Consider the following 26,227-nt stretch of genomic DNA (forward strand, 5'->3'; position numbering starts at 1 on the left):
AGCGGTCCACCGATGCCACCAGGCCTGGTGACACCACCCCCCGGATCATCCGTTCGACTGGGGGACAAAGTCATGCCAGGCCTGGCGACCAGGGCTCTTGATCAGAGCCACGAAAACGGTAACGGGGGGAGCGTTGAAGAGATAATTTACCAAACATTGTCACTTCTTCCTCCAGTTCCCAAGTACGATGAGTTGGCATATCAAGTGGAAGATGACTCGTGTGCTCACCCTGATGAAATTGGCCACGCAGAGATGGCGCTGCGCGCTCGTCGGGCACTCAGACAGGGCGCATACCTTGTATCGGTTGAAATTTGCTCCGAAGCAGGCGAAGAAAGCGACAGATACGACGATGAACGATGGAGCCGCCTCGGCCGTGTCATGCTCTGGACAGCTGAAGATCCCTTTTCTATCGAGAGGCGCCGGGCCCTGATTCGCAGTTACGATCTCTATCTACAGAGGCACTTCAGGTTCCAACGCATCGAGCCCCTTGACATTTCGGCACCCGAATCCTACTCCAAAGAACTAAGAAAGGAGGCCCGACGATACCGAAGGTCAGTCAACCGAAAGCTGATAAGCAATATATTCTCCTTGGCAAACATCGCCACCGTGATCGGGGCGACAATTACGGCCGCCGTTGTTAAATACATCACCGACGACAAAGTCGGTAATAAGATAAATTCGCTTTTCTGGAATCTGATTGAACGTTTCTTCGACTGACACTTAATTGCCCTCAGGTGCCCCTACAAGGGAGGGCCTCTGTCCTCACCCCGTCGACCTCTCGAAGACCGATCGGGCTGTGTCAAGAGGGCAACCGGCGATGCCAACATGACGTACCGGCAGAAGCTTGCCCTCTTGACGCGGCCTGATAGCCCTGTGGGAGGTCGATGGGGTGAGGACAGAGCAGCCACGACCAAACCGCAGCGTTCGATCTTGAACCCTCACCCTGGAGACCTGCCCGTCCGGCGAGGACATCCTTTTGCGGTTCAGCGGGCGCCTTCTAGCGGTGCGGGGCCGCCTGCCTTCCCGTCAGCCCGGGACGCGGGGGTGCCAGAGGCGGGGGCCCGGCGGCCCCGCTGGCCCGGCCAGGAAAACAGCAGGCAGGCGGCCCTGCAGGGGCCGCCCTTGATGAAAGGAAAGAAACTCTGAACACGAGTGCTGCGGTAGGCGGACGCCCTAAGCGGGGACAAGCCTGGAGACGTAGCCAGCGTCAACGAGTCGGCGGTACGCGGCGTCAACTTCCGGCGGCACGTCTTGGGGGATCGCGAACCCGCGCTCCGCGTAGACGGTGATGCGCTGGGTGTCCCCAACGAGCATGTTGATCACCCGGCTGACGTCTCCGATGGCACGCACGTACTCGTCCAACGGCAAGCGCTGCGAGCTGCACACGATCTCGACCTCTGGCCAGATCTTCTTAGCTGTGGCGAACGCTCGACGCTGCTGGTAGGGACGCGACACCAACAGCAACGAGCTAACGGGAATACCCTTCGACCCCAGCAGCTCCCGGGTGTACTCGATGTTCTCAGCCGTATTGGTCGCCCGCGGCTCGACCAGGATCGCCGAGTCAGGAACCCCGAGCTCAATGGCGCGCTCGCGATAGTGCACAGCTTCCCCCCGGGGAAAATGGCCCGCCGTCGTCGGGGCGTTCGCACCGGTGAACACGATCAGCGGAAAACGCCCTGCCCGGTAGAGGTCGACGACGTGATCAGCCACACCGAGATCGTGGCCGCCTAGGCCCACACCTACATCGCAGGGGCGAACCTCATGGTGGAGGTCGTGGTAGTCCCACAGCTGCCCTACATCCGCCCGCAGGCTCCCCGGAACTTCCACTGTCGGTGCGTTCATCGCAGCTCTCTGCCTCAGCTCAGTCGGGGATCTTGAAGCTGTACGACCAGGCAAACCGCGAAGCCGAGTGCACAGCACGGGCGAATTCGACCACCCGGCCACTTGCAGTGGATGTCACCCGGTTCAGGATCACGACCGGTTCCCCGGCCGGTAGTAGCTCGTAACGCGTGTGTCGGCGTTCCCTGATCTCTCGGCACCGTGCCGCGGATCGGCTAGCCGACGGGGCCAGGTTGTACCGGATTCGTACCGGTGCGACCTGACCCCGTTCGCGTTGGGGCGTTTTCCCTGCTACGGACCCCACTCCGGGGTGAGTTCGCGGTAGAGGCCTCGCTTGGAGATGTACTGCACGATCCCGTCCGGGACCAGGTACCAGACCGGCAGCCCGGCTCGGACGCGGTCGCGGCAACCGGTGGACGAGATCGCCATCGCCGGGATCTCCACCAGGGACACCGCGCCGGCCGGCAGGTGCGCGCCGTTGAGCGAGTAGCCCGGCCGCGTCACGCCGATGAAGTGCGCCAGCTTGAACATCTCGTCGACCCGGTGCCAGGACAGGATCTGCTCCAGCGCGTCGGCGCCGGTGATGAAGTACAGATCCGCGTCCGGGTACTCGGCGTGCAGGTCGGTGAGGGTGTCCGCGGTGTAAGTCGGGCCGGCGCGGTCGATGTCGACCCGGCTGACCAGGAATCGCGGGTTCGAGGCGGTGGCTATCACCGTCATCAGGTAGCGGTCCTCGGCGGGGCTGACCGCTTCGTGGCTCTTCTGCCACGGCTGCCCGGTCGGCACGAAGACCACCTGTTCCAGGCCGAACTGGGCCTGCACCTCGCTGGCAGCCACCAGGTGGCCGTGGTGAATGGGATCGAAGGTGCCACCCATGACCCCGATCCGGCGACGAGACATAGCTGCCAAGCCTAGAAAGGCACCTGCCCGCAACGCTCGCTGGGGCGGCGTGACGTGTCGCACGGCACCCGTGAAGCCCGGCCCAGCCCCTCAACCAGGCCGGGCTCCACGCCCCTCATCAACCGTGTGGTCCGGCCTGGGGCTCCCCCCTCCCAGGCCAGGCCGCACGGCCCCGCCGACTGCGGAGCCCGGCCCAAGCTCCCCCCTGAGCCGGGCCCCGCAGCCCTGCGCGAACCTCGGCGGCTGGGGGCCCACCTCGGTTCGCGGGCGCTGCCGTATTTCAGGCGCGCACCGGTGTGACCCCGTGACCTGAGGGCTATGACGCGACCTCGAATGTGTCCTGCGTCACTCTTCCGGGGCAACCACGCGGCCTGATTCGACGTCCTTGACCAGGATCGCCTCGACCGGGCACGACTCGGCGGCGTCGACCACCTCGTCAGCCGGTTCCACCTGCGACTCCTTCGCGACCGAGTAGCCCTCCTCCAGCTCGAAGTGATCCGGGGCGACCCCGGCGCACATGCCGCTGCCGATGCAGGTATTCGCGTCGATCTCGATCGACCAGCTCATTCGCCACCTCTTTCGGATATGGGGGAGATCACTCGTCACCTTGCCACGTCAGCAGCATCTTCTGAGGGCCTCGGACGAGCATTCCGCGCTTCCACTCGACGTCCTCGGCAGACGTCGCGAAGTCCAACCCCGACAGCCGCGTCAGGAGCGTGCGCAGCGCGACCTGCAGTTCCATCCGCGCGAGCTGGGCTCCGAGGCAGTGGTGCGGACCGTGCCCGAAGCCGATGTGCGAGGCCTCCTGGCGGGTCAGGTCGAGCAGTTCGGGATCGCTGAACACCGATTCGTCGCGGTTGGCGGCCGCGGCGCTGACCATGACCGGCTCGCCCGCGCGCACGAGCACCCCGCCCAGTTCGACGTCCTCGGTGGCGTACCGGGGGAATCCGGCGCCGCTGCCCAGCGGCACGAAGCGCATCAGCTCCTCCACCGCCTGCGGGATGCCGTCGAGGTCCGCGCGGAGATCGGCCAGCTGCTCAGGATGGGTCAGCAGGACGTAGACGAAGTTGGGGATCTGGGTGGCGGTGGTCTCGTGCCCGGCCACGAGGATCCCGGCCGCCAACCGGACCAGTTCTTCCTCGGACAGCTTGTCCTGCTCGTCGCGGGCCGCGATCAACGCGCTGAGCAGGTCGTCGGCCGGTTCCGCACGGCGCTCGGCGACCAGCCCGGCCATGTAGCCCAGCATCCGGTCGATGTAGTCGGTGACCTGCTCCGGGCTGAGCTTGGTGGTGGACAGGAACGCGTCCGACCACACCCGGAAGTCCGAGCGGTCGGCGTAGGGCACGCCGAGCAGCTCGCAGATGACGGTGATCGGCAGCGGCAGCGCGAAGTCCTCGACCAGGTCGGCCGGGGCACCGCGCTCGAGCATGCCGTCGACCAGGCCGTTGGCGATCTCTTCGGTGCGCGGGCGCAGCTGTTCGACGCGGCGTGCGGTGAAGGCCTTGGCGACGAGCTTGCGCAGACGCGTGTGCTCGGGCGGGTCCATGGTCAGCAGCCCGCCGGACGGGGCGTTCGGCCGCATCCTCGGCACGTCGTGGTGCAGTACCGCGGCTCGGCTGAACCGCTGGTCGCCCAGCACCGTCTTGGCGTCTTCGTAGCGGGTCGCCAACCACGCGGTTTCGCCGTAGGGCAGCTGGATCCGGCTGAGCGGTTCCTGCTCGCGCAGTTGGGCGTAGAGGGGATCGAGGTCCAGCTCGTCGATCTCGCTGAACGGGTAGGTCCGCGGTTCCGTGGTGGGCATGCACAGCTCCCGGTGGACTCGTTAGCAAGCGATGCTTACGAATTCACCGTACGCAGCAACCGGGATGCTCGGAACCGGAACGAAGGCCCGCGCCGTGGTCGCGGCGCGGGCCCCCGATCAGCTCAGCAGGAGCTCTGGTTCGCCGGGGCGCTTCCCGGCCGCACGTGCCCGTCGCCGAAGGCCAGCCACTTCGTCGAGGTCAGCTCCGGCAGCCCCATCGGACCGCGGGCGTGCAGCTTCTGCGTGGAGATGCCGATCTCCGCGCCCATCCCGAACTCACCGCCGTCGGTGAACGCGGTGGAGGCGTTGACCATCACCGCCGCCGCGTCGACCTGCGCGGTGAACTGCCGCGCCGCGCGGACGTCGCTGGTCACGATGGCCTCGGTGTGCCCGGAGCCGTGTTCGCGGATGTGCTCGACCGCGGCAGGCAGCGAGTCGACCACTGCTGCTGCGATGTCCAGGGACAGGAACTCGGCGTCCCAGTCCTCGTCGGTCGCGGCCACCACGTTCGAGCCGCCTACGGCCACCACCCGCTCGTCGCCGTGCACCGTCACGCCAGCGCCGTGGAGCTCGGCGAGCGCGCGCGGCAGGAACTCGGCCGCGATGTCCTCGTGCACCAGGAACGTCTCCGCGGCGTTGCACACGCTGGGACGCCGCGCCTTGGAGTTGAGCAGGATGCGCAGCGCGGTGTCGATGTCGGCGCTGGCGTCCACGTAGACGTGGCAGTTGCCCACCCCGGTCTCGATCGCGGGCACCGTCGCGTTCTGCACCACCGCCGAGATCAGCCCGGCCCCGCCGCGCGGGATCACCACGTCCACCAGACCGCGCGCGGTGATCAGGTGCTGCACCGAGGCCCGGTCGTGGCACGGCAGCAGCTGCACCGAATCCGCGGGCAGACCGTGCTCGACGACCACGTCGGAGAGGATCTCGACCAGCGCGGTGTTGGAGTTCTCGGCCGAGGACGAACCCCGCAGCAGCACGGCGTTGCCCGCCTTGAGCGTGAGCCCGGCGGCGTCCACCGTGACGTTCGGACGACCCTCGTAGACGATCCCGACCACACCCAGCGGCACCCGGACCTGCTGCAGCTGCAAACCGTTGGGCAGCACGTTGCCGCGCACGACCTCGCCCACCGGGTCCGGCAGCCCGGCGACCGTGCGCAGGCCGTCGGCCATCGCCTCGATGCGCTCGGTGCTCAGGCTCAGCCGGTCGATCAGGCCCTCCGGCATGCCGGACTCGCGGCCGTTGGCGACGTCGCGCTCGTTGGCGGCGAGGATCTCCGGCCCGCGCTTCACCAGCGCATCGGCCATCGCGTGCAGCAGCTCGTCCTTGGTGCTCCGGGTGGCCTGCGCGAGTTCGGCGGCCGCCCGCTTCGCCCGCCGAGCAGCGTCGAGGACCTGGTCCTTCAGCTGCTCACCGGTCGCCCTGTCTGTAGTGGTGGTCACGCGCCCAGACTAATCCGTTCCCCCAATGGTCAGACACCGGATTTCCGCGCGTCCCAGCCCCCGGACGACGCACGTCGGAGCCGTCCGGTAGGAATCGGGGCGTGGATGAACAGGCGCTTCGCGAACTCGCCGACGAACGACTCCGCGCCCTCGCCGGACCCGGGGCGACACTGCGCGAGGACCAGTGGAGCGCGATCCGCGCCCTGGTCCTGGAGCGCCGCCGCGCGCTGGTCGTGCAACGCACCGGCTGGGGCAAGTCGGCCGTGTACTTCATCGCCACCGCGCTGCTGCGCGAGCTCGGCGAGGGACCGACCGTCATCGTCTCGCCGCTGCTGGCGCTGATGCGCAACCAGGTCGAGGCCGCGGCCGCCGCCGACGTGCACGCCGCGACGATCAACTCGGCCAATCCCGAGGAGTGGGCCGACATCGAGGAGCAGGTCGCCTCGGGCGAGGTGGACGTGCTGCTGGTCAGCCCGGAACGGCTGAACAACCCCGACTTCCGGGACACGATCCTGCCCGAGCTCACCCAGAACGCCGGGCTGCTCGTGGTCGACGAAGCGCACTGCATCTCCGACTGGGGCCACGACTTCCGCCCGGACTACCGGCGGCTGCGCACCCTGCTGACCGAGCTGCCGGAAGGCGTTCCGGTGCTGGCCACCACTGCCACCGCGAACGACCGCGTCGTGCAGGACGTCTCCGACCAGCTCGGCGTCGGCGGCGAGTACACCGACCCGCAGGAAACGCTGGTGCTGCGCGGCACCCTGGACCGCGAGAGCCTGCGGCTGGGCGTCGTGCAGCTGCCCACCGCCGAGGCCCGGCTCGGCTGGCTGGCCAGCCACCTCAAGGAGCTGCCGGGATCCGGCATCATCTACACGCTGACGGTGGCCGCCACCGAGGAGATCTCGGCCTACCTGCGCGATCAGGGCTACGAGGTGGCCTCCTACTCGGGCCGCACCGACACCGCCGAGCGGCAGCAGGCGGAATCCGACCTGCTGAACAACAAGGTCAAGGCGCTGGTGGCGACCTCCGCGCTGGGCATGGGTTTCGACAAGCCCGACCTCGGGTTCGTCGTGCACCTCGGGGCGCCGTCCTCCCCCATCGCCTACTACCAGCAGATCGGCCGCGCCGGGCGCGGTGTGCAGCGCGCCGAGGTCCTGCTGCTGCCCGGCCCGGAGGACCGCGAGATCTGGAGCTACTTCGCGTCGCTGGCGTTCCCGCCGGAACCGACCGTGCGCGCGGTGCTCGACGCGTTGGCGCAGCACGGGAAGCTGTCCACGGCCGCGCTGGAACCGCACGTGGAGCTCGGCCGCAGCCGGCTGGAGATGGTGCTCAAGGTCCTCGACGTCGACGGTGCGGTGCAGCGGGTCAAGGGCGGTTGGGAGAGCACCGGCGAGCCCTGGCAGTACGACGCCGAGCGCTACCGGCGCATCGCGGCCGAACGGAAGTCCGAGCAGCAGGCGGTGATCGACTACATCGGCACGTCCTCGTGCCGCATGGAGTTCCTGCGCCGGCAGCTCGACGACGCGCACGCCGAGCCGTGCGGGCGCTGCGACAACTGCACCGGATCGGGCTACTCCGGCGACGTCGACGACCAGGCGGTCCAGCAGGCCGAGGAGCGGCTGCGCAGGCCGGGCGTCGAGGTCACCCCGCGCAAGATGTGGCCCAGCGGCATGGACGCCCTGGGCGTGTCGCTGTCCGGGAAGCTGCCCGCCGACGAGCAGGCGGGCACCGGGCGCGCCGTTGGCCGGCTCACCGACATCGGGTGGGGCAACCGCCTCCGCGAACTGCTCGCCACCGGCGCACCCGACCAGGAGCTGCCCGAGGACCTGTTCCAGGCCGCGATCAAGGTGCTGGCCGCGTGGGACTGGGGGCAGCGCCCGGTCGGCGTGGTCGCCCTCGGCTCGCGGACCCGCCCGCAGCTGGTGCGCAGCCTGGCCCAGAAGATCGCGGGCATCGGGCGCCTGCCGCTGCTCGGCGAGGTGCTGACCAACCCGAACACGACGCCGCGCCGCGCCACCAACAGCGCGCAGCACGTCGCTTCGCTGTGGCAGCAGTTCAAGGTGCCGGAGGAGCTCGCCGGGAAGCTGTCCGCATTGGACGGACCGGTGCTGCTGATGGACGACTACGCCGACACCGGGTGGACCATCACGGTGGTCAGCCGCCTGCTCCGGCAGGCCGGTGCGCCCTCGGTGCTGCCCTTCACCCTCGCCACCACGAGCTGACGCGCTAGCCGGTCCAGTCGGCGACGACGAGGTCGAGGACGGGCAGCGGGAGCGTCCCGCTGCCCAGCACCACGTCGTGGAACTCCCGCAGGTCGAAGGCCGCGCCCAGCGCTTCCCGGGCGCGCTCGCGCAGGCGCTGGATCTCCAGCCTGCCGACCATGTAGGACAGCGCCTGCCCCGGCGCCTCGAGGTAGCGGTCCACTTCGGACTGGATCTCGACCTCGGGCATCACCGCGTTCGCGCGCAGGTACTCCACCGCCTGCTGCCGGGGCCAGCCGAAGGCGTGCAGGCCGGTGTCCACCACCAGCCTCGCCGCGCGCATCGAGTCCATCGCGAGCATGCCGAGCCGGGCGACGTCGTCGGTGTACCAACCGGCTTCGTCGGCGAAGCGCTCCGCGTACAGGCCCCAGCCCTCCATGTAGGAGTTGACCCAGGCGAACTGCCGGATCTTCGGCACCCCGGTCAGCTCCTGGGCGAGGGTGATCTGGACGTGGTGCCCGGGCACGGCTTCGTGGAACGCGGTGGCTTCGGCGAGGAAGCGCGGGCGCTGCTCGGCCAGGTGCGTGTTCGCGTAGTAGGTCCCGGGCCTGGAACCGTCGATCGGACCGGGCAAGTAGTACGCGGCGGACGCGTTCGGTCCCCGATCGGCCGGGACCGGTTCGACCTGGCAGCGCAGGGCCGGCAACCGCCCGAACCACTCCGGTGCGGCGCGCTCCGCCCGCTCGATCGCGGTCCTGGCCGCGTCCAGCAGCTCCGGCCCGTTCGACCAGAGCAGCGCGGGATCGGTGCGCATCCGATGCTGGACCTCGGCGGCCGTGCTCACCCCGAAGACCCGCGATCCGATCTCCGCGTACTCCTCGGCGAGTTCGGCGATCAGCTCGAGACCCGTCCGGTGCAGCTCTTCCGGGGTTCGGTCGGTCGTCGTGTGCATCCTGGCCAACGCCGCGTAGGTCGCGGCGCCGTCCGGCAGCCAGCACAGCCCGGCGCGTTCGTCGGGCCGCCCGTGGTCCTGGACCTCGGTGCGCAGGACGTCGCGGTACGCGGCGAAGGCAGGCCGGACCACCTCGGCGAGCAGCCTGTCGCGTTCCGCCGCGGCCTCCAGCGGAACCTGGTGCAGCGGGTCTGCTTCAGGCGCGGCCAAGTGCGCGTCCAGGTATGCGACGGCGGCCCGCACGCGGCGGGCGATCGGCACCCGGCCAGCGGCGAGACCGGTTCGGAGGCGGTCCGCGGCATCGGCCAGGAACTGCGGGATCGCGGCGAGCCTGGCCAGGAAGTCCTGCTCCTGCTGCGCACCGCTCGGCCGCGTGCTGGGCAGCAGATCCAGCAACTTCCCCAGCGGTGAGACCTCGATGTCGTGCACGGTGTGCTCGACGAGTCGGGCGTCGATCCTGGTGATGACGGACTCCGCCTGCTGCACCACGACGCCGAGCGTGATCCGGTCCTCGCCGGTGGCCTCGATCCGGCGAGCGGTCTCGACGATGCGGCACGCGCGATCGCGGATCGAGCGCTCGGCTGCTTCGGACAGGTCGTTGAGGCGGTCGCCGGTGCCCGGTAACCCCTGGAGCAGCTCGTTCAGCGGATCCGCGGCGGCGATCAGTTCGAGGGCGTCATCGGCCAGCTCGCGCACTGTCGTCATGAGCCCAGTCTGCTGCTGCGGTCAACGCATTTTCACTCGGTCGGTGCCGAAACCGCGTATTTTTCAGGGACTTTCCGGCACTCGGCCGGTTCAGCGGTGCCCCCTCCCCGCGGGGCACCGCGGTGGTCAGCCGTCGAACCGACCTGCGCGGATCCCCGCGACGAAGGATCGCCACTGCGCACCGGAAGCGGTGAAGTACCCGCCCGCCCGGTGCTTGGAGTCGCGAACCGCCGCACCGTCACCGCAGCGGCCGACCTCGACGCAGTCGGTTTCCTGCGCCGACCTGCTCGACTTCCGCCAACCGACCGGCTGTGCCGTAATCACGCAAGAGCCTCCATCTCGTTCGCACACTTCGTGATGAACGCGATCGACTCGACGTCGTCCATCGCGATCGAGAGCAGGGTAGTGATCGCGTCGAGGTATTCCTGCGCTAGTCCGGGGTTGTAGAGGAACGCGGCGGAGCGGTAGTGCTCCAAGTGGACGATCGGCTGGGCCTTGGGGAACTCGAACACCACGAACGGTCCGACGTGCCCGGGGTGCCAGGTCGTGAGGCCGCTGGGCACCACCCGGACGTCGATGTTGGACCACTCGCCGAGCTCGGCCACCTTGCGGAGCTGCTCGGCCATCACCGCGTGCCCGCCGATCGGCTCGCGCAGCGCGTTCTCGCTGATGATCGCGGTCAGCTGCGGGGCGTCGCGGGCGGCTAGCACCTCGCGGCGGCCGAGGCGCATGAGCACCAGCTTCTCGACCTCTCCGACCGGTTTTCCGCGCATCACCGCCCGCGCGTAGTCGGAGGTCTGCAGCAGGCCGGGGACCAGTCCGGTGGCGACGTTGGTGATGCGGGTGGCAGTGCGCTCGAACTCGATCAGCGCGGTCAGCTCCTGGCGCACCCCCGCCCGGTCCGCGGTGAGCCAGTTGGGTGCGTCGGCGTCGCGCGCCATCTCCACGAGTCGATCACGTTCAGTAGCCGAAACGCCCAGCGCGGTCACGAAAGCAGCAACCACTTCCGGTGACGGTACGGAACGTCCGGTTTCGTACCGCATCAGCTTGACGTGGTTGGTGTCGAGCTCGTGTGCCAGCGCACGCAGGCTCCGACCGACCGCTTCCCGGGCTTCACGCAGCTCAGCGCCGAGCGCGCGGGCCTTCGGCGTACCGCCGGTGGTACGGGTCATGAAACACAGCGAAACAGAATTCTGCCCCGGTAACTACTACCTGTTCAGGTAATTGGCCCCCCGTTTCAGTACCAGCAGAATGGTACGCGCGACGACGACCGGTCAGGAGCACACCATGCGGACACCCCCCGATGCCGCAGCGACGAGCGCCGCACCCGCGGTGGCGCGAGGCGCGCGGCAATCCGGTTCCGCGGTCCTACCGCCGTCTCGCCACCGAACCCGGCTGCCAGGAGGCACCCCGCCCGCGGCGGTCGCCTCCGGTCGACTTGGAACAGGCGGTGATCGCACATGCCACACCCGTTTCGCTGGCAACCCGGCGAAGGTCAGCGGCACGCCACGCTGAAACCCCGCCCGAAGGGCGGATTTCCGGACGACGTCCAGATCGAAACGTTGTGCGGCACGCAGATCACCGCGGACAACTCCGACGTGGCCTGGCTCTGGACGACCTGCCCGGAGTGCAACAAGGGCGCCCACGAGCTGGCCGGAACCCCGATAGTCCCCGGCTGACCCCACCAGTTCGCCGCGCCTGCGTCTTCCAACCGCCGAAGACGTTCAACACCCCGGCACGGGCACCGCCACGCGAACCGGCCACCGGGGGCAAGGGCTTCTCACTGGTTGAATTCGGATCTTCCGAACGGGCGATCCAGACCGTACTGTGTCGTTCACCCGTTCGAGGTCCGGTGCGCATCGACATGCCTGCCGGACGCGGGCGTCCTGCCACGACACCGGAGGATGCGATGTCCCAAGGCACGGCGACGACCGGCGAATCCCGGCTGCCCTTGCGCACTTTGGTCGCAGCGAGCATCGGCAACGCCGTGGAGTGGTACGACTGGACGGTCTACACCGCGTTCAGCGTCTACTTCGCGCACGCGTTCTTCCCCGGCGAGCTCGCGCTGATCAACACCCTGGCCACCTTCGCGCTGGCGTTCTTCTTCCGCCCGCTGGGTGGTTGGCTGCTCGGCCGGTTCGCCGACCTGCGCGGCCGGAAGACCGCGATGCTGGTGACCATCTCGCTGATGGCCGGCGGCTCACTGGTGATCGGGTTGCTGCCGACGTTCGACACGATCGGTTGGGCCGCGGCGATCCTGCTCGTCCTCGCCCGGGTCAGCCAGGGACTTTCGCTGGGCGGCGAGGTCTCCAACGCCTCGGCGTACCTCGCGGAGATCGCCCCGTCCGCCAAGCGCGGTCGGTACTCGGCGTTCTTCTACATCTCGACCGGTTCCGCGCTGCTCATCGCGTCGCTGCTGGGTTACGTGCTGACCGCGCTGCTGACCAAGGAACAGCTCACCGAGTACGGCTGGCGCATCCCGTTCCTGATCGGTGGCGTGCTCGGCCTGGCGGGCATCTGGTTGCGCCGCACGCTCGAGGAGACCGAGCAGTTCGAGGAGAACCAGGTCAAGGCCAAGGCGCTGAAAAATCCACTGTGGACGACGCTGACCCAGCACCCGAAGGCGGTCGGGCAGCTCGTCGGCTTCTCCATGCTCTCGACGCTCTGCTACTACACGTTCTTCAGCGCGCTGACCCCGTTCGCGGTGAACAGCCGCGGCGCCGATGCGACGGACGTGTTCTTGGCGCTGTCGATCGCCACCGCGTTGTTCATCGCCCTGCAGTACCCGGTCGGCGCGCTGTCGGACCGCTTCGGCCGCAAACCGCAGCTGCTGATCTGGTCGGCGGCCACGGCCATCCTCATCGTGCCGCTGTCGAGCCTGGTCCGCCCCGGTTTCGGCAACCTGCTGGTGGTCTTCTGCGTCGGGATCACGCTCTACACCGCCATGACGTCGATCGCCCCGGCGATCATGTCCGAGCTGTTCCCGACCGAACTGCGCGGCCTGGGCATCGGCGCCTGGTACAACCTGACCGTCGCGATCTTCGGCGGCACCGCGCCGCTGGTCATCCAGACCCTGGCCCGCTACGAGCTGTCGTCGCTGTTCTTCTGGTACATCGCGGTCGGCGCGGCGATCGCCTTCTTCGTCATCCGCACCCTCCCGGAGACCAAGGGCACCGAACTCCGCTGATCCGATCCGGCGAAGGGCACCTCTGACCGGCTGCGCCAGGGGTGCCCTTCTCCTGTTCTGTCAGCGGAGCGGGACGAGGTCGTCCGCGTGGACCACCTCTCGGCGTTGCTCCGGGGGGAGCTGGTGGGAGGAGCGGCCGATGAGCTCGGGGAGTTCCGCCGCGTCGTAGGCGACCACTCCGCGGGCCACCACGTCGCCCGCCGGGTTGACCAGTTCCACCACGTCACCGCCGTCGAAAGCGCCCTCCACCGCGGTGACTCCCGCGGCCAGCAGGGAACGGCGCTTCTTGACCACTGCCGTGACCGCGCCGTCGTCCAGCCACAGGCGCCCGTTGGCGTCGGCCGCGTGCGCGAGCCAGAAGCGGCGGGCCGACAACCTGCTGCCGGTCGCCGCGAAGGCGGTTCCGACGTCGGCGAGCCCGAGCGCGCGCTCCGCGTTCGCGGACGAAGTCAGCAGGACCGGGATGCCCGACGAGCAGGCGACCCTGGCGGCGCCCACTTTGGACGCCATGCCACCGGTTCCGAGGCCGGACGCGCCGGTGCTGCCCGCGCGCACGCCGATCATGTCCGCGTCCCCGTTGACCTCGCTGATCACCGAAGCGCCGCCGTGCCGGGGATCTCCGTCGTACAGGGCGTCCACATCGGACAGCAGGATCAGCGCGTCGGCACCGACGAGGTGCGAGACGAGGGCGGCGAGCCGGTCGTTGTCGCCGAAGCGGATCTCGGTGGTGGCCACCGTGTCGTTCTCGTTGACCACCGGCACCGCGCCGAGTCCCAGCAGGCGGTGCAAGGTGCGCTGGGCATTGCGGTAGTGGCCTCGGCGCATCACGTCTTCCGCGGTCAGCAGCACCTGGCCGACCGTCAGCTGGTAGCGCGAGAAGGACTCGATGTAGGCGTGCGCGAGGGCCTGCTGGCCGACGCTCGCGGCAGCCTGCTGGGTCGCGAGGTCCCGCGGCCTGCGCCGCAGTCCCAGCGGCGCGAGGCCGGCAGCGATCGCACCCGAGGACACCAGCACCACCTGGCAACCGGACGCCACGCGCTTGGCCACCGCGTCGACCAGCGCAGCCAGCCGATCGGTGTCCAGACCGCCTTCGGTGGTGGTCAACGACGAAGAGCCGACCTTCACCACGATCCGCTGCGCGGTCGCGACCGCCTGCCGGGTGGCCGAGAGCTCGTCGCTCACGCGTCCTCCCCGCCGGCCCCCTCGCGGAACTGGCCGAACTCGTCCAGCGAGCTGCGCCGGGCCTTCTTCGCGGCCTTGCGCTCGTGGGCGGAGATCCGGTCGTCCTGCTCCATGCGCAGGTCGGTACCGCGGCGGCCCATCACACCGGCCACGCCCGCCGGGGTCGACGGCTCCCAGTCGAAGGTCATGTTCCCGATGGTCACCTGGCTGCCCGGCTCGGCGCCCTTCTTGGCGAGCGCCTCCTCGACACCCAGCTTCGCCAGCCGGTCGGCCAGGAAGCCGACGGCCTCGTTGTTGGCGAAGTCGGTCTGCCGCACCCAGCGCTCGGGCTTCTCGCCGCGCACCACGTAGGCGTCCTCGAACTCGGGGTCCTCCTCGACGGTGAACCCGCCGTCGTCAACCGCGGTCGGGCGCACCACCACGCGCGCAGCCTCCGGCTCCGGGAGCTGCTCGCGGTAGCGCTCGACCTCGGCGGCCATCGCGAAGCTCAGCTCGCGCAGGCCCTCGCGGGAGGCGGTGGACACCTCGAACACCGGCCAGCCGCGCTCCTCGACCTCGGCGCGCACCAGGTCGGCCAGCTCGCGGGCGTCCGGCACGTCCATCTTGTTGAGCACGACCATGCGCGGGCGTTCAGCCAGGTCGACGCCGCCCTGCTCGGCCTTCAGCGCCGGCGTGTACTGGGCGAGCTCGTTCTCCAGCGCCGCCACATCGGACATCGGGTCGCGGCCCGGCTCGAGGGTGGCGCAGTCGACGACGTGCACCAGGACGGCGCAGCGCTCGATGTGGCGCAGGAAGTCCAGGCCCAGGCCGCGGCCCTCGCTGGCGCCCGGGATGAGCCCGGGCACGTCGGCCACGGTGAACACGGTCTCGCCCGCGGTGACCACGCCGAGGTTGGGCACCAGCGTCGTGAACGGGTAGTCGGCGATCTTCGGACGCGCTGCGGACAGCACCGAGATCAGCGACGACTTGCCCGCCGACGGGAACCCGACCAGGCCCACGTCGGCGACCGACTTGAGCTCCAGCACCAGTTCGGCCTCGTCACCCGGTTCGCCGAGCAGGGCGAAGCCCGGGGCCTTGCGAGCCTTCGACGCCAGCGCCGCGTTGCCCAGACCACCGCGACCACCGGCGGCGGCGACGAACGTGGTGCCGTTGCCCACCAGGTCGGCCAGCACCTCGCCGTCCGGGGTCAGCACGACGGTGCCGTCCGGGACCGCCAGGACCAGGTCTTCGCCCTGGGCGCCGTTGCGCATGCCGCCCTGCCCCGGCTTGCCGTTGGTCGCCCGCGCGTTGGGGCGGTAGTGGAAGTCCAGCAGGGTGTGCGCGTTGGGGTCGACGACGAGCTGCACGTCGCCGCCCTTGCCGCCGTTGCCGCCGTCCGGCCCGCCCAGCGGCTTGAACTTCTCCCGGTGCACCGAGGCGCAGCCATTCCCTCCGTCGCCAGCCGCGACGTGGATGGTCACGCGGTCAACGAACCGCGACACGAATGCCTCCAGGAAGATCAAGCCGAGCGGTGCCCGGCGGTAGAACGCGCCGAACCTGATCCGCGATCAGGTCTGGAAAAACAGCAACGAGGGGCGGACCGGACTAGCCGGACCCGCCCCTCGTCGGGAAGTACTCGCAGCCGAGAGCCGGATCAGGCCTCGGCCGGCTTCACGCTGACGGCCTTGCGGCCGCGGTACCGTCCGAACTCGACGGTGCCGGCGGACAGCGCGAACAGGGTGTCGTCGTTGCCGCGACCCACGTTCAGACCCGGGTGGAACTTGGTGCCACGCTGACGGATCAGGATCTCACCGGCCTTGACGACCTGGCCGCCGTAGCGCTTCACCCCGAGGTACTTGGGGTTAGAGTCGCGGCCGTTCCGAGAGCTGGATGCGCCCTTCTTGTGTGCCATGACTACTCAGGTCCTCACTTGTTGATGCCGGTGACCTCGACGCGGGTCAGCTTCTGGCGGTGACCCTGTCGCTTGTGGTATCCGGTCTTGTTCTTGAACTTGTGGATGCGGATCTTGGGGCCCTTGGTCTGCTCGACCAGCTTGCCGGTCACCGACACCTTGGCCAGCGCATCGGCGTCGGTCGTGACGTCGGTACCGTCGACGACCATCAGTGCCGGGAAACTGACCTCGGAGCCCAGCTCGCCCTCGAGCTTCTCGACCTCGACGACGTCCCCGACAGCCACCTTGTACTGCTTGCCGCCGGTCTTGACGATCGCGTACATGAGTCGGAAGTCTCCTGCTGCTCGGTTCTCGCTACTTTCACCAGGTCTGCGGCGGACGTCCACCCCGACCCGAAACGGATCGAGGATTCCTACCACGCCGCTGGTGCAGCGCCTCGGTGGGGTTCCCGTCCCAGGCAGCGCGGAGCACCGCTCGAAACAGGCGTTTTACCTCTCCGCCCGTCCGGCGGCGAGAAGTTCTCACCCATCATACAGTCCGCGTTCCGGGTCCCGATCGGGCGGGGCCGCACCACGCGGGGCGCACGACTGGAAAGCCGGCGACAGGCGAGCCGCGACAGCGTAAGACGGGCCTCCGGACGAGGTCAAATCGGCCATCCGAAAGAAGGTGCCGGACTTGTCCGATCGCTTGCTACGGTAGGTCGCCGTTCTACTTGATCTGGGGAAACACCTCGTGACTGACATCGCACCGGGGGCGGAGCTGGACGATCGCTCCGACTCCGGAACCTCGCCGCGCCCCGGCCCGGTGCAGCGGTTCGGACCGCTCCTGCTCGGGCTGTCGGCGATCGTGCCGCCGCTGCTGATGCTCCGGGAAGTCCTGCGCTACCCGCAGATGCACTTCTACGACTACTGGTGGGTGCTGCTGGACCTCACCAACGACGACGGCACGCTGCGCCCGGAGGCGCTGCTGGGCTTCCGCAACGAGCACCCGTTCGTGCTCCCCAGCCTGCTGTTCTGGCTCAGCGCCCGGTACGGCCACGGCCTGAACCAACCGCTGGGCCTGGTGATCATCGCTTTCGGCGTGATCAGCGTGCTGCTGGTGTGGGCGATGCTGCCGAAGGAGCTCAACCGGTGGCAGCGCGCCGGACTGGTCGCGGCCACCTCGACGCTGGTGTTCAACCCGCACGGCATCCACAACTACGTGCGCTCGATGAGCGGTGCGTCCTGGATCCTCGCGCTGATGCTGGTGCTCGCGGCACTGCTGGCGATGCAGCGCCACCACCGACTGTGGGCGATCGTCTTCGGCCTGCTCGCCTCGATCAGCTACGGCACCTCGTTCGCGGTCTGGCCCGCGTTGTCCCTGCTGGCCTGGCTGCGCGGCGACCGGCGCAAGTGGGTGGCGGCCCCGATGGCGGTCGGGCTGGTCGTGGTCGCCGCCTGGCTGGTGCTGCGCGGACCGCAGGGCGGCGGAGGCGCGTCTCCCACCGATGACCCGGCGCAGGCGCTGCTGGCCGGGCTGAGCATGCTCGGCATGGTGTGGACCGGCACCGAACCGGCGATCGCCCTGATCGCCGGCGTGGCCGGGATCGCCGCGCTGGTGATGCACGCGCAGCAGCAGACGCCGGAGCAGCGGCGCAACGCCGCACCTTGGTGGGGGCTCGCGGTGTACGCCCTCGGGTGCGCGGTGATGATCTCCGGTTCGCGCGCCGCGTTCGGCGAAACGGCCGGGCTGCAGAGCCGGTACAACAGCATGACCGCCGCGCTGTGGATCGCGCTGCTGGTGATCGTGGTCGCCTGGCCCAGGCTGCCGAAGCTGCGCACCGTCACCGTCGCGGGCACCGTGCTGGCCACCGTGGCGCTGGGGGCGCCGATGGCGCAGAGCGTCCGCTCCGACGCACCGAACCAGGACCTGCTCGCCATCGCCGCGCGCATCGGGCACCCGGACGCCTTCACCGACCGGTTCCCGGAGCCGGACCGCCTGCTGCCGCGCTTGCAGGCGCTGGGCCACTACCCGTTCTCCCCCGAGTTCACCCTCAACTGCCCCGACGGGCTGGAGCTCGGCGACCGGGTCAGCACCGCGAACTGGCGCCAACCCAGCCAAGGCGCGTTCCGGGAACCCCGCCCGGACGGCCGGGACGTGATCCTCAACGTCGAGACCGACCAGGTCCAGGGCGGGGCGCGGATGCTCAAGGGCTGGGCGATCTCCGGCATCGAGCGCGCCAGCTGCGTCGCGGTGCTCGACCAGAGCGGCACGGTGATCGGCGGCGGCGTCGTCGACATCCCGCGCTCGGACGCCGAATCGCAGACCCCGGGCATCGAGATCGGGCTCGGCTTCGAAGCGGTCGCGCCGGCCCAGCCGGGTCTGCTGCGCGTCGCCTTCCACTTCCCCGACGGCTGGTGGATCCGGCCCCTCACCGAAAGTCCGCAGGTCGCGTCATGACGCAAACCCCCTTACCGCAGGTCTCGCTGCTCACCCCGGCGAAGAACGAGCAGGACAACCTGCCGCGGCTGTTCGCCGAGATCAGCGAGGCCATGGAGCAGCAGGACCGCAGCTGGGAGCTGCTGGTCGTCGACGACGGCAGCACCGACGGCAGCTGGCAGGTGATCAGCGAGCACGCGGCGCGGGACCCGCGGATCCGCGGCATCCGGCTGCGCCGCAACTTCGGCAAGGCCGCCGCGCTGGCCGCCGGGGTCGCCGAGGTCCGCGGCGAGCTGCTGGTCACGCTGGACGCCGACCTGCAGGACGACCCGGCCGAGATCCCCCGGCTGCTGGCCGAGCTGGACGCCGGTGCCGACCTGGTCAGCGGGCACAAGGCCAACCGCCAGGACCCGCTGGGCAAGCGGCTGCCGTCGAAGGTGTTCAACTGGTTCACCGGGCTGATCACCGGCCTGAAGCTGTCCGACCACAACTGCGGGCTCAAGGCCGCCCGGACCGAGGTCTACCGGCGGGTTCCGCTGTACGGCGAGCTGCACCGCTACATCCCGGCGCTGGCGCACCAGCTCGGCTACCGGGTCGTCGAGCAGCCCGTGCACCACCGGGCGCGCCTGCACGGCAAGTCCAAGTACGGCCTGGAGCGCTACCTGCGCGGCGCGCTGGACCTGCTCACGGTCGTCGCGCTGACCCGCTACGGGCGGCGCCCGGCTCACCTGTTCGGTGGACTCGGGATGCTGGCCGGGACGATCGGCACGCTGATCCTGCTGTACCTGACCGGGGTGTGGATGTTCACCGACCAGCCGATCGGTACCCGGCCGCTGCTGACGCTGGGCATCCTGCTGGAGATCTTCGCGGTCCAGATGATCTCGGTGGGCCTGCTCGCCGAGCTAGTGCTGCACCGCACGGGCCGGGACCGGGACGTCGAGGTCCTCGTGGCTGATCAGACACCGGTGAAGGCCTCCGCCGCCTGATCCCGCAGCACCTTTTCGAACTGCAGGTTTCAGTCACGACTGAACACAGTTTCAATTGAAACTGTGGTTGACGCAACGACCGGTCCGCTGATCGACTACTGATGCGTAACGGCGCGAGGTCCGGGCGATAACGGCGCGCTCACCGCCGGGGGTGCACTCGCCCGCGCGCGTAGGCACCCCCGTAAGGTGCTGCGCGTGCACTCGGCGAAGCGACTTCGGCTGTCTGCCGCAATCCTCGGAATCGTCGGGACGGTGCTTGCGCTCCTGATCCCGTTCCTCCCGGTCAATCACAACATCACCACGCTGAAGTGGCCGACCGCGGAAGGCACCAGATCGGTGTCGGCACCGCTGGTCGCGTACTCACCGCTGTGGTTGAACGCGGAGGTGCCCTGCGCTGCCGTCCGGAGTCTGGACGAGCGCACGGCCGGGCCGGGCATGCTGCTCAGCACCAATCCCCCGTCCTCGGACTTCGGCAAGCTGACCGGTCTGGTCCTGCAGGTCGACAACGGCCAGGCCGCGCTGTTCTCCAAGGGGCAGCAGGTCGGCACGGTCGAGCTGCCGCCAGGTGATTGCGCGATCAAGCTCCGCGCCGACGCCGGGGGCACCACCGCCACCGTCGGCGGCAAGCAGTGGGCGAGCGTCCTCGGCGACCAGCGGCCCCAGCTGACCGGCATCTACTCCACGCTCGACAACAACGTCGACGACGTCCACGGCCTGTCCTTCGAGGCCCGCGTGGACAACCGGTTCAGCACCGAGGCCACCGCGCTCAAGCTGGTCGTGATGGCGCTGACGGTCGCCGCGTTCATCGGCTCCGTGTTCTGCCTGCGGCGACTGGACGTGCGCGCCGGGCGGCGCGCGCCGAAACTCGCCCCGATCGGGTGGTGGAAGCCGACGCTGCGCGACGCATCGGTGTTCATCGCGCTGGGCGTGTGGTGGCTGATCGGGGCGATGACCTCCGACGACGGCTACGTGCTCAGCATGGTGCGCTCCGAGCAGAGCGCCGGGTACGTCAGCAACTACTACCGCTGGTTCGCCAACCCCGAATCGCCGTTCGGGTGGTTCTACGAGGTCTACGCGCTCTGGGTGCAGGTCTCGACCGCGACCCCGTGGGTGCGCCTGCCCGCGCTGCTGATGGGCATCGTGTCCTGGCTGCTGATCAGCCGCGAGGTGCTGCCGCGCCTGGGCCAGCAGGTCCGGCGCTCCAACGCCGCGGGCTGGGCCGCCGCCGCCGTCTTCCTGGCCTTCTGGCTGCCGTACAACAACGGCCTCCGCGCTGAGCCGGTCGTGGTGCTGTTCTCGCTGCTGGCGCTGTGCGCCGTCGAGCGCGCCGTGGCCACCGGGCGGTTGATGCCCGCCGCGCTGGGCTTGGTGGGCGCGGCGCTGTCGGTCGGCGTCAACCCGCACGGGTTGGTCGCGGTGCTGCCCTACATCGCTGCGATCAAGCCGCTGTACCGGTTGGTGCGCAAGCGGGCCCAGGAGTTCGGCTGGCTGCCGGTGCTCGCGCCGATCAGCGCGTCCGGCTTCGTGATCCTGACCTTGGTGTTCTACGACCAGACCTTCCGGTCGGTCCTGGACTCGATGGAGCTCAAGACCACCTTCGGCCCCAACGGCCGGTGGTACGAGGAGCTCAGCCGCTACGCCCTGCTGTTCAGCCAGAGCCCGGACGGCTCGATGACCCGGCGCTTCCCGGTGCTGCTGGTCATCCTGTGCCTGGTGATGTGCGCGGTCGTGCTGCTGCGCCGCAACCGCATCCGGGGTGCGGCGCTGGGCCCGAGCCGGCGCCTGCTGGCGATCACCGCGATGTGCTTCGCGGTGCTGGCCCTCACCCCCACCAAGCACACCCACCACTTCGGCATCTTCGCCGCGTTCGGCGGCGCGCTGGCCGCGCTGACGGCGTTGGCGACCAGCACCACGGTGCTGCGCTCGCGCCGCAACCGGGCAGCGTTCATCGCCGGGCTGATGGTGATCCTGGCCTTCGCCGCCACCGGCCCCAACGCCTGGTGGTACGTCTCGGGCTGGGGCATCCCGTGGTTCGACAAGCCGCCGTCGATCAAGGCCTACAACTTCAGCACGCTGTTCCTGTTCTTCGCCGCGGTCGCGGGCATCATCGCGCTGATCGAGCACCTGCGCATCGACGAGAACAACCCGAAGATCGTCGACGAGAGCTGGGACAGCCCGGAGAAGCGCAGCCGCGCGCTGCGCCTGGGCACCGCGCCGCTGTCCGTGCTGTGCGCGTTGCTGGTGGTCTTCGAACTGGCGGGCTTCGGCAAGGCCATCCAGAAGCAGGACGACACGTACAACCTCGGTGTGGACAACATCAAGCAGCTGACCGGGTCCAGCTGCGGGCTGTCCGACTACATCGACGTGGAGACCGATCCGCGGGCCGGCGTGCTGCCGGTTTCGCCCGAGCAGCCCACCGCGGCCGCTCCGGTGACCGACAAGGCCGTGCCGGTTCCGCCGAAGCGGCTGGTCGGCCACGAGACCGCCCAGGAGTACCTGAAGCCGAAGGAAGTCGGTTTCAGCCGTCCCGGCGTGCCGCCCACCAACCCCAACGACCCGGAGGAGCCGAACTTCCGGCCGCCGAACCAGTTCGGCGGGGACGACGCCCCGGTGTGGGGCAGCTACGACGAGGCCGGCCTCGGCACCGGCGAGCTGCGCACGCCCTGGTTCGACCTGCCGGAGGAGGCGCTCAGCGGCAAGGTGCCGGTCGTGCTGAGCATGGCCGGCGCGGAGACCGGGGCGAACTCGGTGGTGCTGGAGTTCGGCCGGGACACCCCCCGCGGCTTCGAGATCACCGGCCGCTACAAGGCCGAGCAGGGCCCGCCGCCCGGTTGGCGCGACCACCGCTACACCCTCGGCGCCGAGGCCGAGGGCGCCACGAAGATGCGGCTCATCGCGGTCGACCAGGCGCTCGGCGCGGACGGCTGGCTGGCGGTGAGCACGCCGCGCGTGCCGAAGCTGACCGACATGACCCAGCTCGTGGGCAACGCTCCGACGTTCGTCGAGTGGCCCGCCGCGCTGGTGCACCCGTGCCTGCAGATCTCGGGCCTGTACGACGGCATCGCCGAGATGCCGCAGTTCCGGGTGTCGGCCGGTGAGCTGGTACGCGACGTCGGCGAGGGCTGGTCCTCGCCGGACGCGGGTGGTCCGTTCGGCTGGCTGAACGTGGCGTCGAGCGTGCGGGAACTGCCGACCTACCTGCGCGGCGCCCCGCAGCAGGACTGGGGCTCGCTGTACGTCGTGCACCCGTACGACGCGAACGCGCTCCCGGCGAAGGCGGCGCTGGAGATCCACCCGGAGACCCACTGGGGCACGTGGTCGCCAGGAGAGCTGACCCAGGCGGTCCAGCTGCCGGGTGACATGCCGAGCTCGGACGACCGGACCGACATCCCCACGTTCGACTCGAACCAGCAGAACTGACGGAACACCCGAAGGGCCCTTCCGACCGGCGGTCGGAGGGGCCCTTCTTTCACGTCCGGGACCGGCCGACACTCCTCGCCGGGTCCGCGAGCGTTCGGCCTGGGGACCCCACCGCTCGAACTCAGGTGGTGCGCCGCCGGGTGAACTCGTGCACAAGTAGAACGGGCCGGAAAAGCAGAATGGCCGATCCGTTCGTGAACGGATCGGCCATTCCCGGCTGTTCGGTCAGCCCTCGACGGGCGGGCCGGCGGGGCGCGACGACGACCGGCGACGCACCCGGCGGACCGGGGCTGCCGGCGCGACCTCGGGCATGCCGTTGTCGGCGGGCTTGGCCGGCTCGGCGGGCTTGGTGATCACCAGCGGCGCCACCGGCGCGCCAGCGCTCGCGGTCGCTCGCGTCGCCTTGCGGCGACGGCCGTTCGCTCCGGCCTTCGCCGCCGGGGCGGCTTCGGCCTTCGGCTCCGCCGCGGTCGGCTCAGCGGCCTTCTCGGCCGGCTTCGCCTCCTCGACCGGCTTCGCCGACTCGACCGGCTTCGCGGCCTCAGCGGGCTTCGCCGCTTCCGGCTTCTCCACCGGGCGCTCCTTCGGAGCTTCCGCGGGCTTCGGCTCCGCCTCGCGCTTCTCGGCGGGCTTCGCCTCCGGCGCCTTCACCTCGACCGGCTTCGCGGGCTCCGCCTTCGGCTCCTCGGCCTTCGGCGACTCCTTCACCGGCTCCGGGGCCTTGGCCTCGGTGCGCTCGGGCTGCTCGTCCTGCTGCTTGCCGCGGTTGCGGTTGCGGCGGGAGCCGTTGTTGTTGTTCCCACCGCCGCCACCGCCGTGGCCGTTGTGGTGCTGGGTCGGCTCGGTGGAGACCAGCAGGCCTCGGCCGCGGCAGTGCTCGCAAGTGCTGCTGTAGGCCTCGAGCAGGCCGGTGCCGACCCGCTTGCGGGTCATCTGCACCAGGCCCAGCGAGGTCACCTCGGCGACCTGGTGGCGGGTGCGGTCGCGGCCCAGGCACTCGGTGAGGCGGCGCAGCACCAAGTCGCGGTTCGACTCCAGCACCATGTCGATGAAGTCGATGACGATGATGCCGCCGATGTCGCGCAGCCGGAGCTGGCGGACGATCTCCTCGGCCGCTTCCAGGTTGTTGCGGGTGACGGTCTCCTCGAGGTTGCCGCCCGAGCCGGTGAACTTGCCGGTGTTGACGTCGATGACCGTCATGGCCTCGGTGCGGTCGATCACCAGGTAGCCGCCGGAGGGCAGCCAGACCTTGCGGTCCAGGGCCTTGGCGATCTGCTCGTTGATCCGCTGCTCGGTGAACACGTCGTTCTTGCCGACGTGCTTGACCAGCCGCTGCGCCAGGTCGGGCGCGACGTGCTGGACGTAGGCCTCGATGGTGTCCCAGGCGTCGTTGCCCTGGACCGTCATCTGCGAGAAGTCCTCGGTGAACAGATCGCGGACGACCTTGATCAGCAGGTCCGGCTCCTCGTAGAGCAGCTGCGGGGCCTGCGCGCCGGGGGTCTCGGCCTTCTCCTTGATGACCTCCCACTGCGCCTGCAGGCGGCGCACGTCGCGGTCCAGCGCTTCCTCGCTGGTGCCCTCCGACGCGGTGCGGATGATCACCCCGGCGTTGTCCGGGACGATCCGCTTGAGGATCTCCTTGAGCCGCTTGCGCTCGGTGTCGGGCAGCTTGCGGCTGATGCCGGTGGCGCCGCCACCCGGCACGTACACCAGGAAGCGACCGGGCAGGCTGATCTGGGTGGTCAGCCGGGCGCCCTTGTGACCGACCGGGTCCTTGGTGACCTGCACCAGGACGCTGTCACCGGTCGACAGCGCCTGCTCGATGCGGCGCGCCTTGCCGGCCAGCCCGGCGGCGTCCCAGTCGACCTCGCCGGCGTAGAGCACCGCGTTGCGGCCGCGGCCGATGTCGACGAAGGCGGCTTCCATGCTGGGCAGCACGTTCTGCACGCGGCCCAGGTAGACGTTGCCGACCAGCGAGCCGGTGCCCGACGAGGTCACGAAGTTCTCGACGAGGACGTTGTCCTCGAGCACCGCGATCTGCGTCTGGTCGCCGTTCTGGCGGACGGCCATCTTGCGGTCCACCGACTCGCGGCGGGCCAGGAACTCGGCCTCGGAGAGCACCGGGGCGCGGCGGCGACCGGCCTCGCGGCCGTCCCGGCGGCGCTGGCGCTTGGCCTCCAGGCGGGTCGAGCCCTTGACCGCGCGGACCTCGTCGTCGCTGCTGTCCTGGCGGGTCTCGGCGGCGGCCGGCTCGCGGACGTGCACGACGGTGTTCGGCGGGTCGTCCTCGCGGGCACCGCTCTCGTCGTCGGACCCGCCCTTGCGGCGGCGACGACGACGGCGACGGCGGTTCGACTCGCCGGAGCCCTCGGACTCGGCGGCCGGCTGCTCCTCGGTGGTCTCCGCCTCGGCGGGCTGCTCGGCGGCCTCGGCGGTGGTGGTCTCCTCGGAAGCCTCCGACTCCCCGTCACCGCTGGTCTCGCCATCAGCACCGCGACCGCGACCGCGACCGCGGCGACCCCGGCGACGGCGGCGACGGCCACCGCCCTCGGAGTCCTCCTCGGACTCGGTCTCCGCCTCGGTCGCAGCCGGTGCTTCGGTCTTGCTCTCGGCCGGCTCCTCCGCCGCAGCGGGTGCCGGCGCGGTCTTCTGCTCGGGACGCGGCTCCTGCGGCGACGGGGCCAGGAACATGGCCTCCGGCGCGGCGAACGTCGGCGTCAACCCGGCGGACGCGCCGCCCTCGGGGGTCGCTTCCCGATCGGCCGACGCGAAGTGCGCAGCGGGCACCGCCGGAGCCTGCTCGGGCTCCGGGGCGGCTTGCTCGGCAGCCGGTTCCTCGGCCGCGGGCTGCTCGGGCTCGGCCTTCTCCTCCGGCGCGGCGGCCGGGGCTTCCGGCTGCTCGGCCGGGGTCTCCGGCTCCACCAGCTCCGGGTTCAGGGCCTGCACGACCTGCAGCGCCACCTCGCGGGTGATGTTCGACTGAGCGCTGCGAACCGATTCGCCGATCGACTCGAGCGTGTTGATGATCTCCCGGCTGCTGGAACCCAGCAGCTTGGCCAGTGCGTGCACGCGGAGCTTGGCCGGCAGTTCGATGCTGCCCTGCTCTGCTCCGGTAGGTGTGGGCGATTGCCCGCTGGCGCTTCCAGCGGGCGTATCCGTGTTCAACATCCAGCTCCTCCGCCCCCGGGCGCGTCCGGGTGGACGCGGCCGCACAGAGGCATGTGCGTTCTTCGGTCTCCGCCGCCCGCGGGCGACGGCAATTCTTCGTGGTCCCTCCGCCCCCAGCCTTCAGGCCGGGAAGTC

20 protein-coding genes are annotated in these 26,227 nt (G+C 69.8%); 7 read left to right on the top strand and 13 right to left on the bottom strand.

What is annotated here, in order from left to right; translation table 11 throughout:
* The coding region (locus tag OU415_RS14795; protein ID WP_270949328.1) for a hypothetical protein at positions 1-717 on the top strand (717 nt) is incomplete at its 5' end.
* Between the two features lie 456 nt (positions 718-1,173).
* Here OU415_RS14795 and OU415_RS14800 read toward each other — a convergent pair.
* The 5 genes from OU415_RS14800 to OU415_RS14820 form a co-directional block, all read right to left on the bottom strand.
* A complete protein-coding gene (locus OU415_RS14800) occupies positions 1,174-1,842 on the bottom strand; it encodes a YdcF family protein (RefSeq protein WP_270949329.1) in 669 nt (222 codons plus the stop codon).
* Between the two features lie 288 nt (positions 1,843-2,130).
* The gene (gene nadD / locus OU415_RS14805; protein WP_270949330.1) at positions 2,131-2,739 is read right to left on the bottom strand and encodes a nicotinate-nucleotide adenylyltransferase; all 609 of its coding nucleotides are present in this window, start codon (positions 2,737-2,739) and stop codon (positions 2,131-2,133) included.
* A 345-nt stretch (positions 2,740-3,084) separates the two neighbouring features.
* Positions 3,085-3,306 carry a ferredoxin gene (locus OU415_RS14810; protein ID WP_270949331.1) on the bottom strand — a complete coding sequence of 74 codons (222 nt, stop codon included), beginning with the start codon at positions 3,304-3,306 and terminating at the stop codon, positions 3,085-3,087.
* 28 nt (positions 3,307-3,334) lie between these two features.
* On the bottom strand, positions 3,335-4,540 hold the full coding sequence (locus tag OU415_RS14815) for a cytochrome P450 (protein ID WP_270949332.1): 1,206 nt from the start codon (positions 4,538-4,540) through the stop codon (positions 3,335-3,337).
* A gap of 122 nt (positions 4,541-4,662) precedes the next feature.
* Positions 4,663-5,982, bottom strand: coding sequence for a glutamate-5-semialdehyde dehydrogenase (locus tag OU415_RS14820; RefSeq protein ID WP_270949333.1), 1,320 nt, complete (start codon positions 5,980-5,982; stop codon positions 4,663-4,665).
* A 101-nt stretch (positions 5,983-6,083) separates the two neighbouring features.
* Here OU415_RS14820 and OU415_RS14825 point away from each other — a divergent pair, with 101 nt between their 5' ends.
* A complete protein-coding gene (locus OU415_RS14825) occupies positions 6,084-8,204 on the top strand; it encodes a RecQ family ATP-dependent DNA helicase (protein ID WP_270949334.1) in 2,121 nt (706 codons plus the stop codon).
* A gap of 4 nt (positions 8,205-8,208) precedes the next feature.
* On the opposite strand, the gene OU415_RS14830 is transcribed toward OU415_RS14825, so the two are convergent.
* From OU415_RS14830 to OU415_RS14840, 3 genes are all read right to left on the bottom strand, one after another.
* Positions 8,209-9,840, bottom strand: a complete 1,632-nt coding sequence (locus tag OU415_RS14830; RefSeq protein ID WP_270949335.1) for a DUF885 domain-containing protein — start codon at positions 9,838-9,840, stop codon at positions 8,209-8,211.
* A gap of 126 nt (positions 9,841-9,966) precedes the next feature.
* Complete coding sequence (locus tag OU415_RS14835; RefSeq protein WP_408641849.1) at positions 9,967-10,164, bottom strand: DUF397 domain-containing protein; 198 nt, start codon at positions 10,162-10,164, stop codon at positions 9,967-9,969.
* Complete coding sequence (locus OU415_RS14840; RefSeq protein WP_270949336.1) at positions 10,161-11,012, bottom strand: helix-turn-helix domain-containing protein; 852 nt, start codon at positions 11,010-11,012, stop codon at positions 10,161-10,163. Before OU415_RS14840 ends, OU415_RS14835 begins: the two co-directional genes overlap by 4 nt.
* A 288-nt stretch (positions 11,013-11,300) precedes the next feature.
* Here OU415_RS14840 and OU415_RS14845 point away from each other — a divergent pair, with 288 nt between their 5' ends.
* Positions 11,301-11,519 carry a zinc finger protein gene (locus OU415_RS14845; RefSeq protein ID WP_270949337.1) on the top strand — a complete coding sequence of 73 codons (219 nt, stop codon included), beginning with the start codon at positions 11,301-11,303 and terminating at the stop codon, positions 11,517-11,519.
* Between the two features lie 230 nt (positions 11,520-11,749).
* On the top strand, positions 11,750-13,027 hold the full coding sequence (locus OU415_RS14850; protein WP_270949338.1) for an MFS transporter: 1,278 nt from the start codon (positions 11,750-11,752) through the stop codon (positions 13,025-13,027).
* 60 nt (positions 13,028-13,087) lie between these two features.
* Here OU415_RS14850 and proB read toward each other — a convergent pair whose 3' ends face one another.
* From proB to rplU, 4 genes are all read right to left on the bottom strand, one after another.
* Positions 13,088-14,209: a glutamate 5-kinase gene (gene proB / locus OU415_RS14855; RefSeq protein WP_270949339.1), complete on the bottom strand. Its 1,122-nt coding sequence runs from the start codon at positions 14,207-14,209 to the stop codon at positions 13,088-13,090.
* Positions 14,206-15,702 (bottom strand): GTPase ObgE, encoded by a 1,497-nt coding sequence (obgE, locus tag OU415_RS14860; RefSeq protein ID WP_270949411.1) that lies wholly within the window; start codon positions 15,700-15,702, stop codon positions 14,206-14,208. Before obgE ends, proB begins: the two co-directional genes overlap by 4 nt.
* Before the next feature lie 140 nt (positions 15,703-15,842).
* Positions 15,843-16,100, bottom strand: a complete 258-nt coding sequence (gene rpmA, locus OU415_RS14865) for a 50S ribosomal protein L27 (protein WP_270949340.1) — start codon at positions 16,098-16,100, stop codon at positions 15,843-15,845.
* 14 nt (positions 16,101-16,114) lie between these two features.
* The gene (gene rplU, locus OU415_RS14870; protein WP_270949341.1) at positions 16,115-16,423 is read right to left on the bottom strand and encodes a 50S ribosomal protein L21; all 309 of its coding nucleotides are present in this window, start codon (positions 16,421-16,423) and stop codon (positions 16,115-16,117) included.
* Between the two features lie 409 nt (positions 16,424-16,832).
* Here rplU and OU415_RS14875 point away from each other — a divergent pair, with 409 nt between their 5' ends.
* The 3 genes from OU415_RS14875 (at position 16,833) to OU415_RS14885 (ending at position 22,924) form a co-directional block, all read left to right on the top strand.
* Positions 16,833-18,539 carry a hypothetical protein gene (locus OU415_RS14875; protein ID WP_270949342.1) on the top strand — a complete coding sequence of 569 codons (1,707 nt, stop codon included), beginning with the start codon at positions 16,833-16,835 and terminating at the stop codon, positions 18,537-18,539.
* The gene (locus tag OU415_RS14880) at positions 18,536-19,504 is read left to right on the top strand and encodes a glycosyltransferase family 2 protein (RefSeq protein WP_270949343.1); all 969 of its coding nucleotides are present in this window, start codon (positions 18,536-18,538) and stop codon (positions 19,502-19,504) included. The genes OU415_RS14875 and OU415_RS14880 overlap by 4 nt, the downstream gene beginning before the upstream one ends.
* A 252-nt stretch (positions 19,505-19,756) precedes the next feature.
* Positions 19,757-22,924, top strand: coding sequence for an arabinosyltransferase domain-containing protein (locus OU415_RS14885; RefSeq protein ID WP_333777839.1), 3,168 nt, complete (start codon positions 19,757-19,759; stop codon positions 22,922-22,924).
* 225 nt (positions 22,925-23,149) lie between these two features.
* On the opposite strand, the gene OU415_RS14890 is transcribed toward OU415_RS14885, so the two are convergent.
* Positions 23,150-26,092: a translation initiation factor IF-2 N-terminal domain-containing protein gene (locus OU415_RS14890; RefSeq protein WP_270949345.1), complete on the bottom strand. Its 2,943-nt coding sequence runs from the start codon at positions 26,090-26,092 to the stop codon at positions 23,150-23,152.
* Positions 26,093-26,227: the final 135 nt, after the last annotated feature.

It is taken from the genome of Saccharopolyspora oryzae (genome assembly GCF_027853915.1).
In the GTDB taxonomy this organism is placed as follows: Bacteria; Actinomycetota; Actinomycetes; order Mycobacteriales; family Pseudonocardiaceae; genus Saccharopolyspora; species Saccharopolyspora oryzae.

What these genes read in the sequence shown, in the direction of transcription:
- OU415_RS14890 (WP_270949345.1), bottom strand. Translation starts at nt 26,092, where the DNA reads ATGTTGAACACGGATACGCCCGCTGGAAGCGCCAGCGGGCAATCGCCC.
- OU415_RS14845 (WP_270949337.1), top strand. Translation starts at nt 11,301, where the DNA reads ATGCCACACCCGTTTCGCTGGCAACCCGGCGAAGGTCAGCGGCACGCC.
- OU415_RS14840 (WP_270949336.1), bottom strand. Translation starts at nt 11,012, where the DNA reads ATGACCCGTACCACCGGCGGTACGCCGAAGGCCCGCGCGCTCGGCGCT.
- OU415_RS14810 (WP_270949331.1), bottom strand. Translation starts at nt 3,306, where the DNA reads ATGAGCTGGTCGATCGAGATCGACGCGAATACCTGCATCGGCAGCGGC.
- OU415_RS14880 (WP_270949343.1), top strand. Translation starts at nt 18,536, where the DNA reads ATGACGCAAACCCCCTTACCGCAGGTCTCGCTGCTCACCCCGGCGAAG.
- nadD (WP_270949330.1), bottom strand. Translation starts at nt 2,739, where the DNA reads ATGTCTCGTCGCCGGATCGGGGTCATGGGTGGCACCTTCGATCCCATT.
- rpmA (WP_270949340.1), bottom strand. Translation starts at nt 16,100, where the DNA reads ATGGCACACAAGAAGGGCGCATCCAGCTCTCGGAACGGCCGCGACTCT.
- OU415_RS14850 (WP_270949338.1), top strand. Translation starts at nt 11,750, where the DNA reads ATGTCCCAAGGCACGGCGACGACCGGCGAATCCCGGCTGCCCTTGCGC.
- OU415_RS14800 (WP_270949329.1), bottom strand. Translation starts at nt 1,842, where the DNA reads ATGAACGCACCGACAGTGGAAGTTCCGGGGAGCCTGCGGGCGGATGTA.
- rplU (WP_270949341.1), bottom strand. Translation starts at nt 16,423, where the DNA reads ATGTACGCGATCGTCAAGACCGGCGGCAAGCAGTACAAGGTGGCTGTC.
- OU415_RS14830 (WP_270949335.1), bottom strand. Translation starts at nt 9,840, where the DNA reads ATGACGACAGTGCGCGAGCTGGCCGATGACGCCCTCGAACTGATCGCC.
- OU415_RS14815 (WP_270949332.1), bottom strand. Translation starts at nt 4,540, where the DNA reads ATGCCCACCACGGAACCGCGGACCTACCCGTTCAGCGAGATCGACGAG.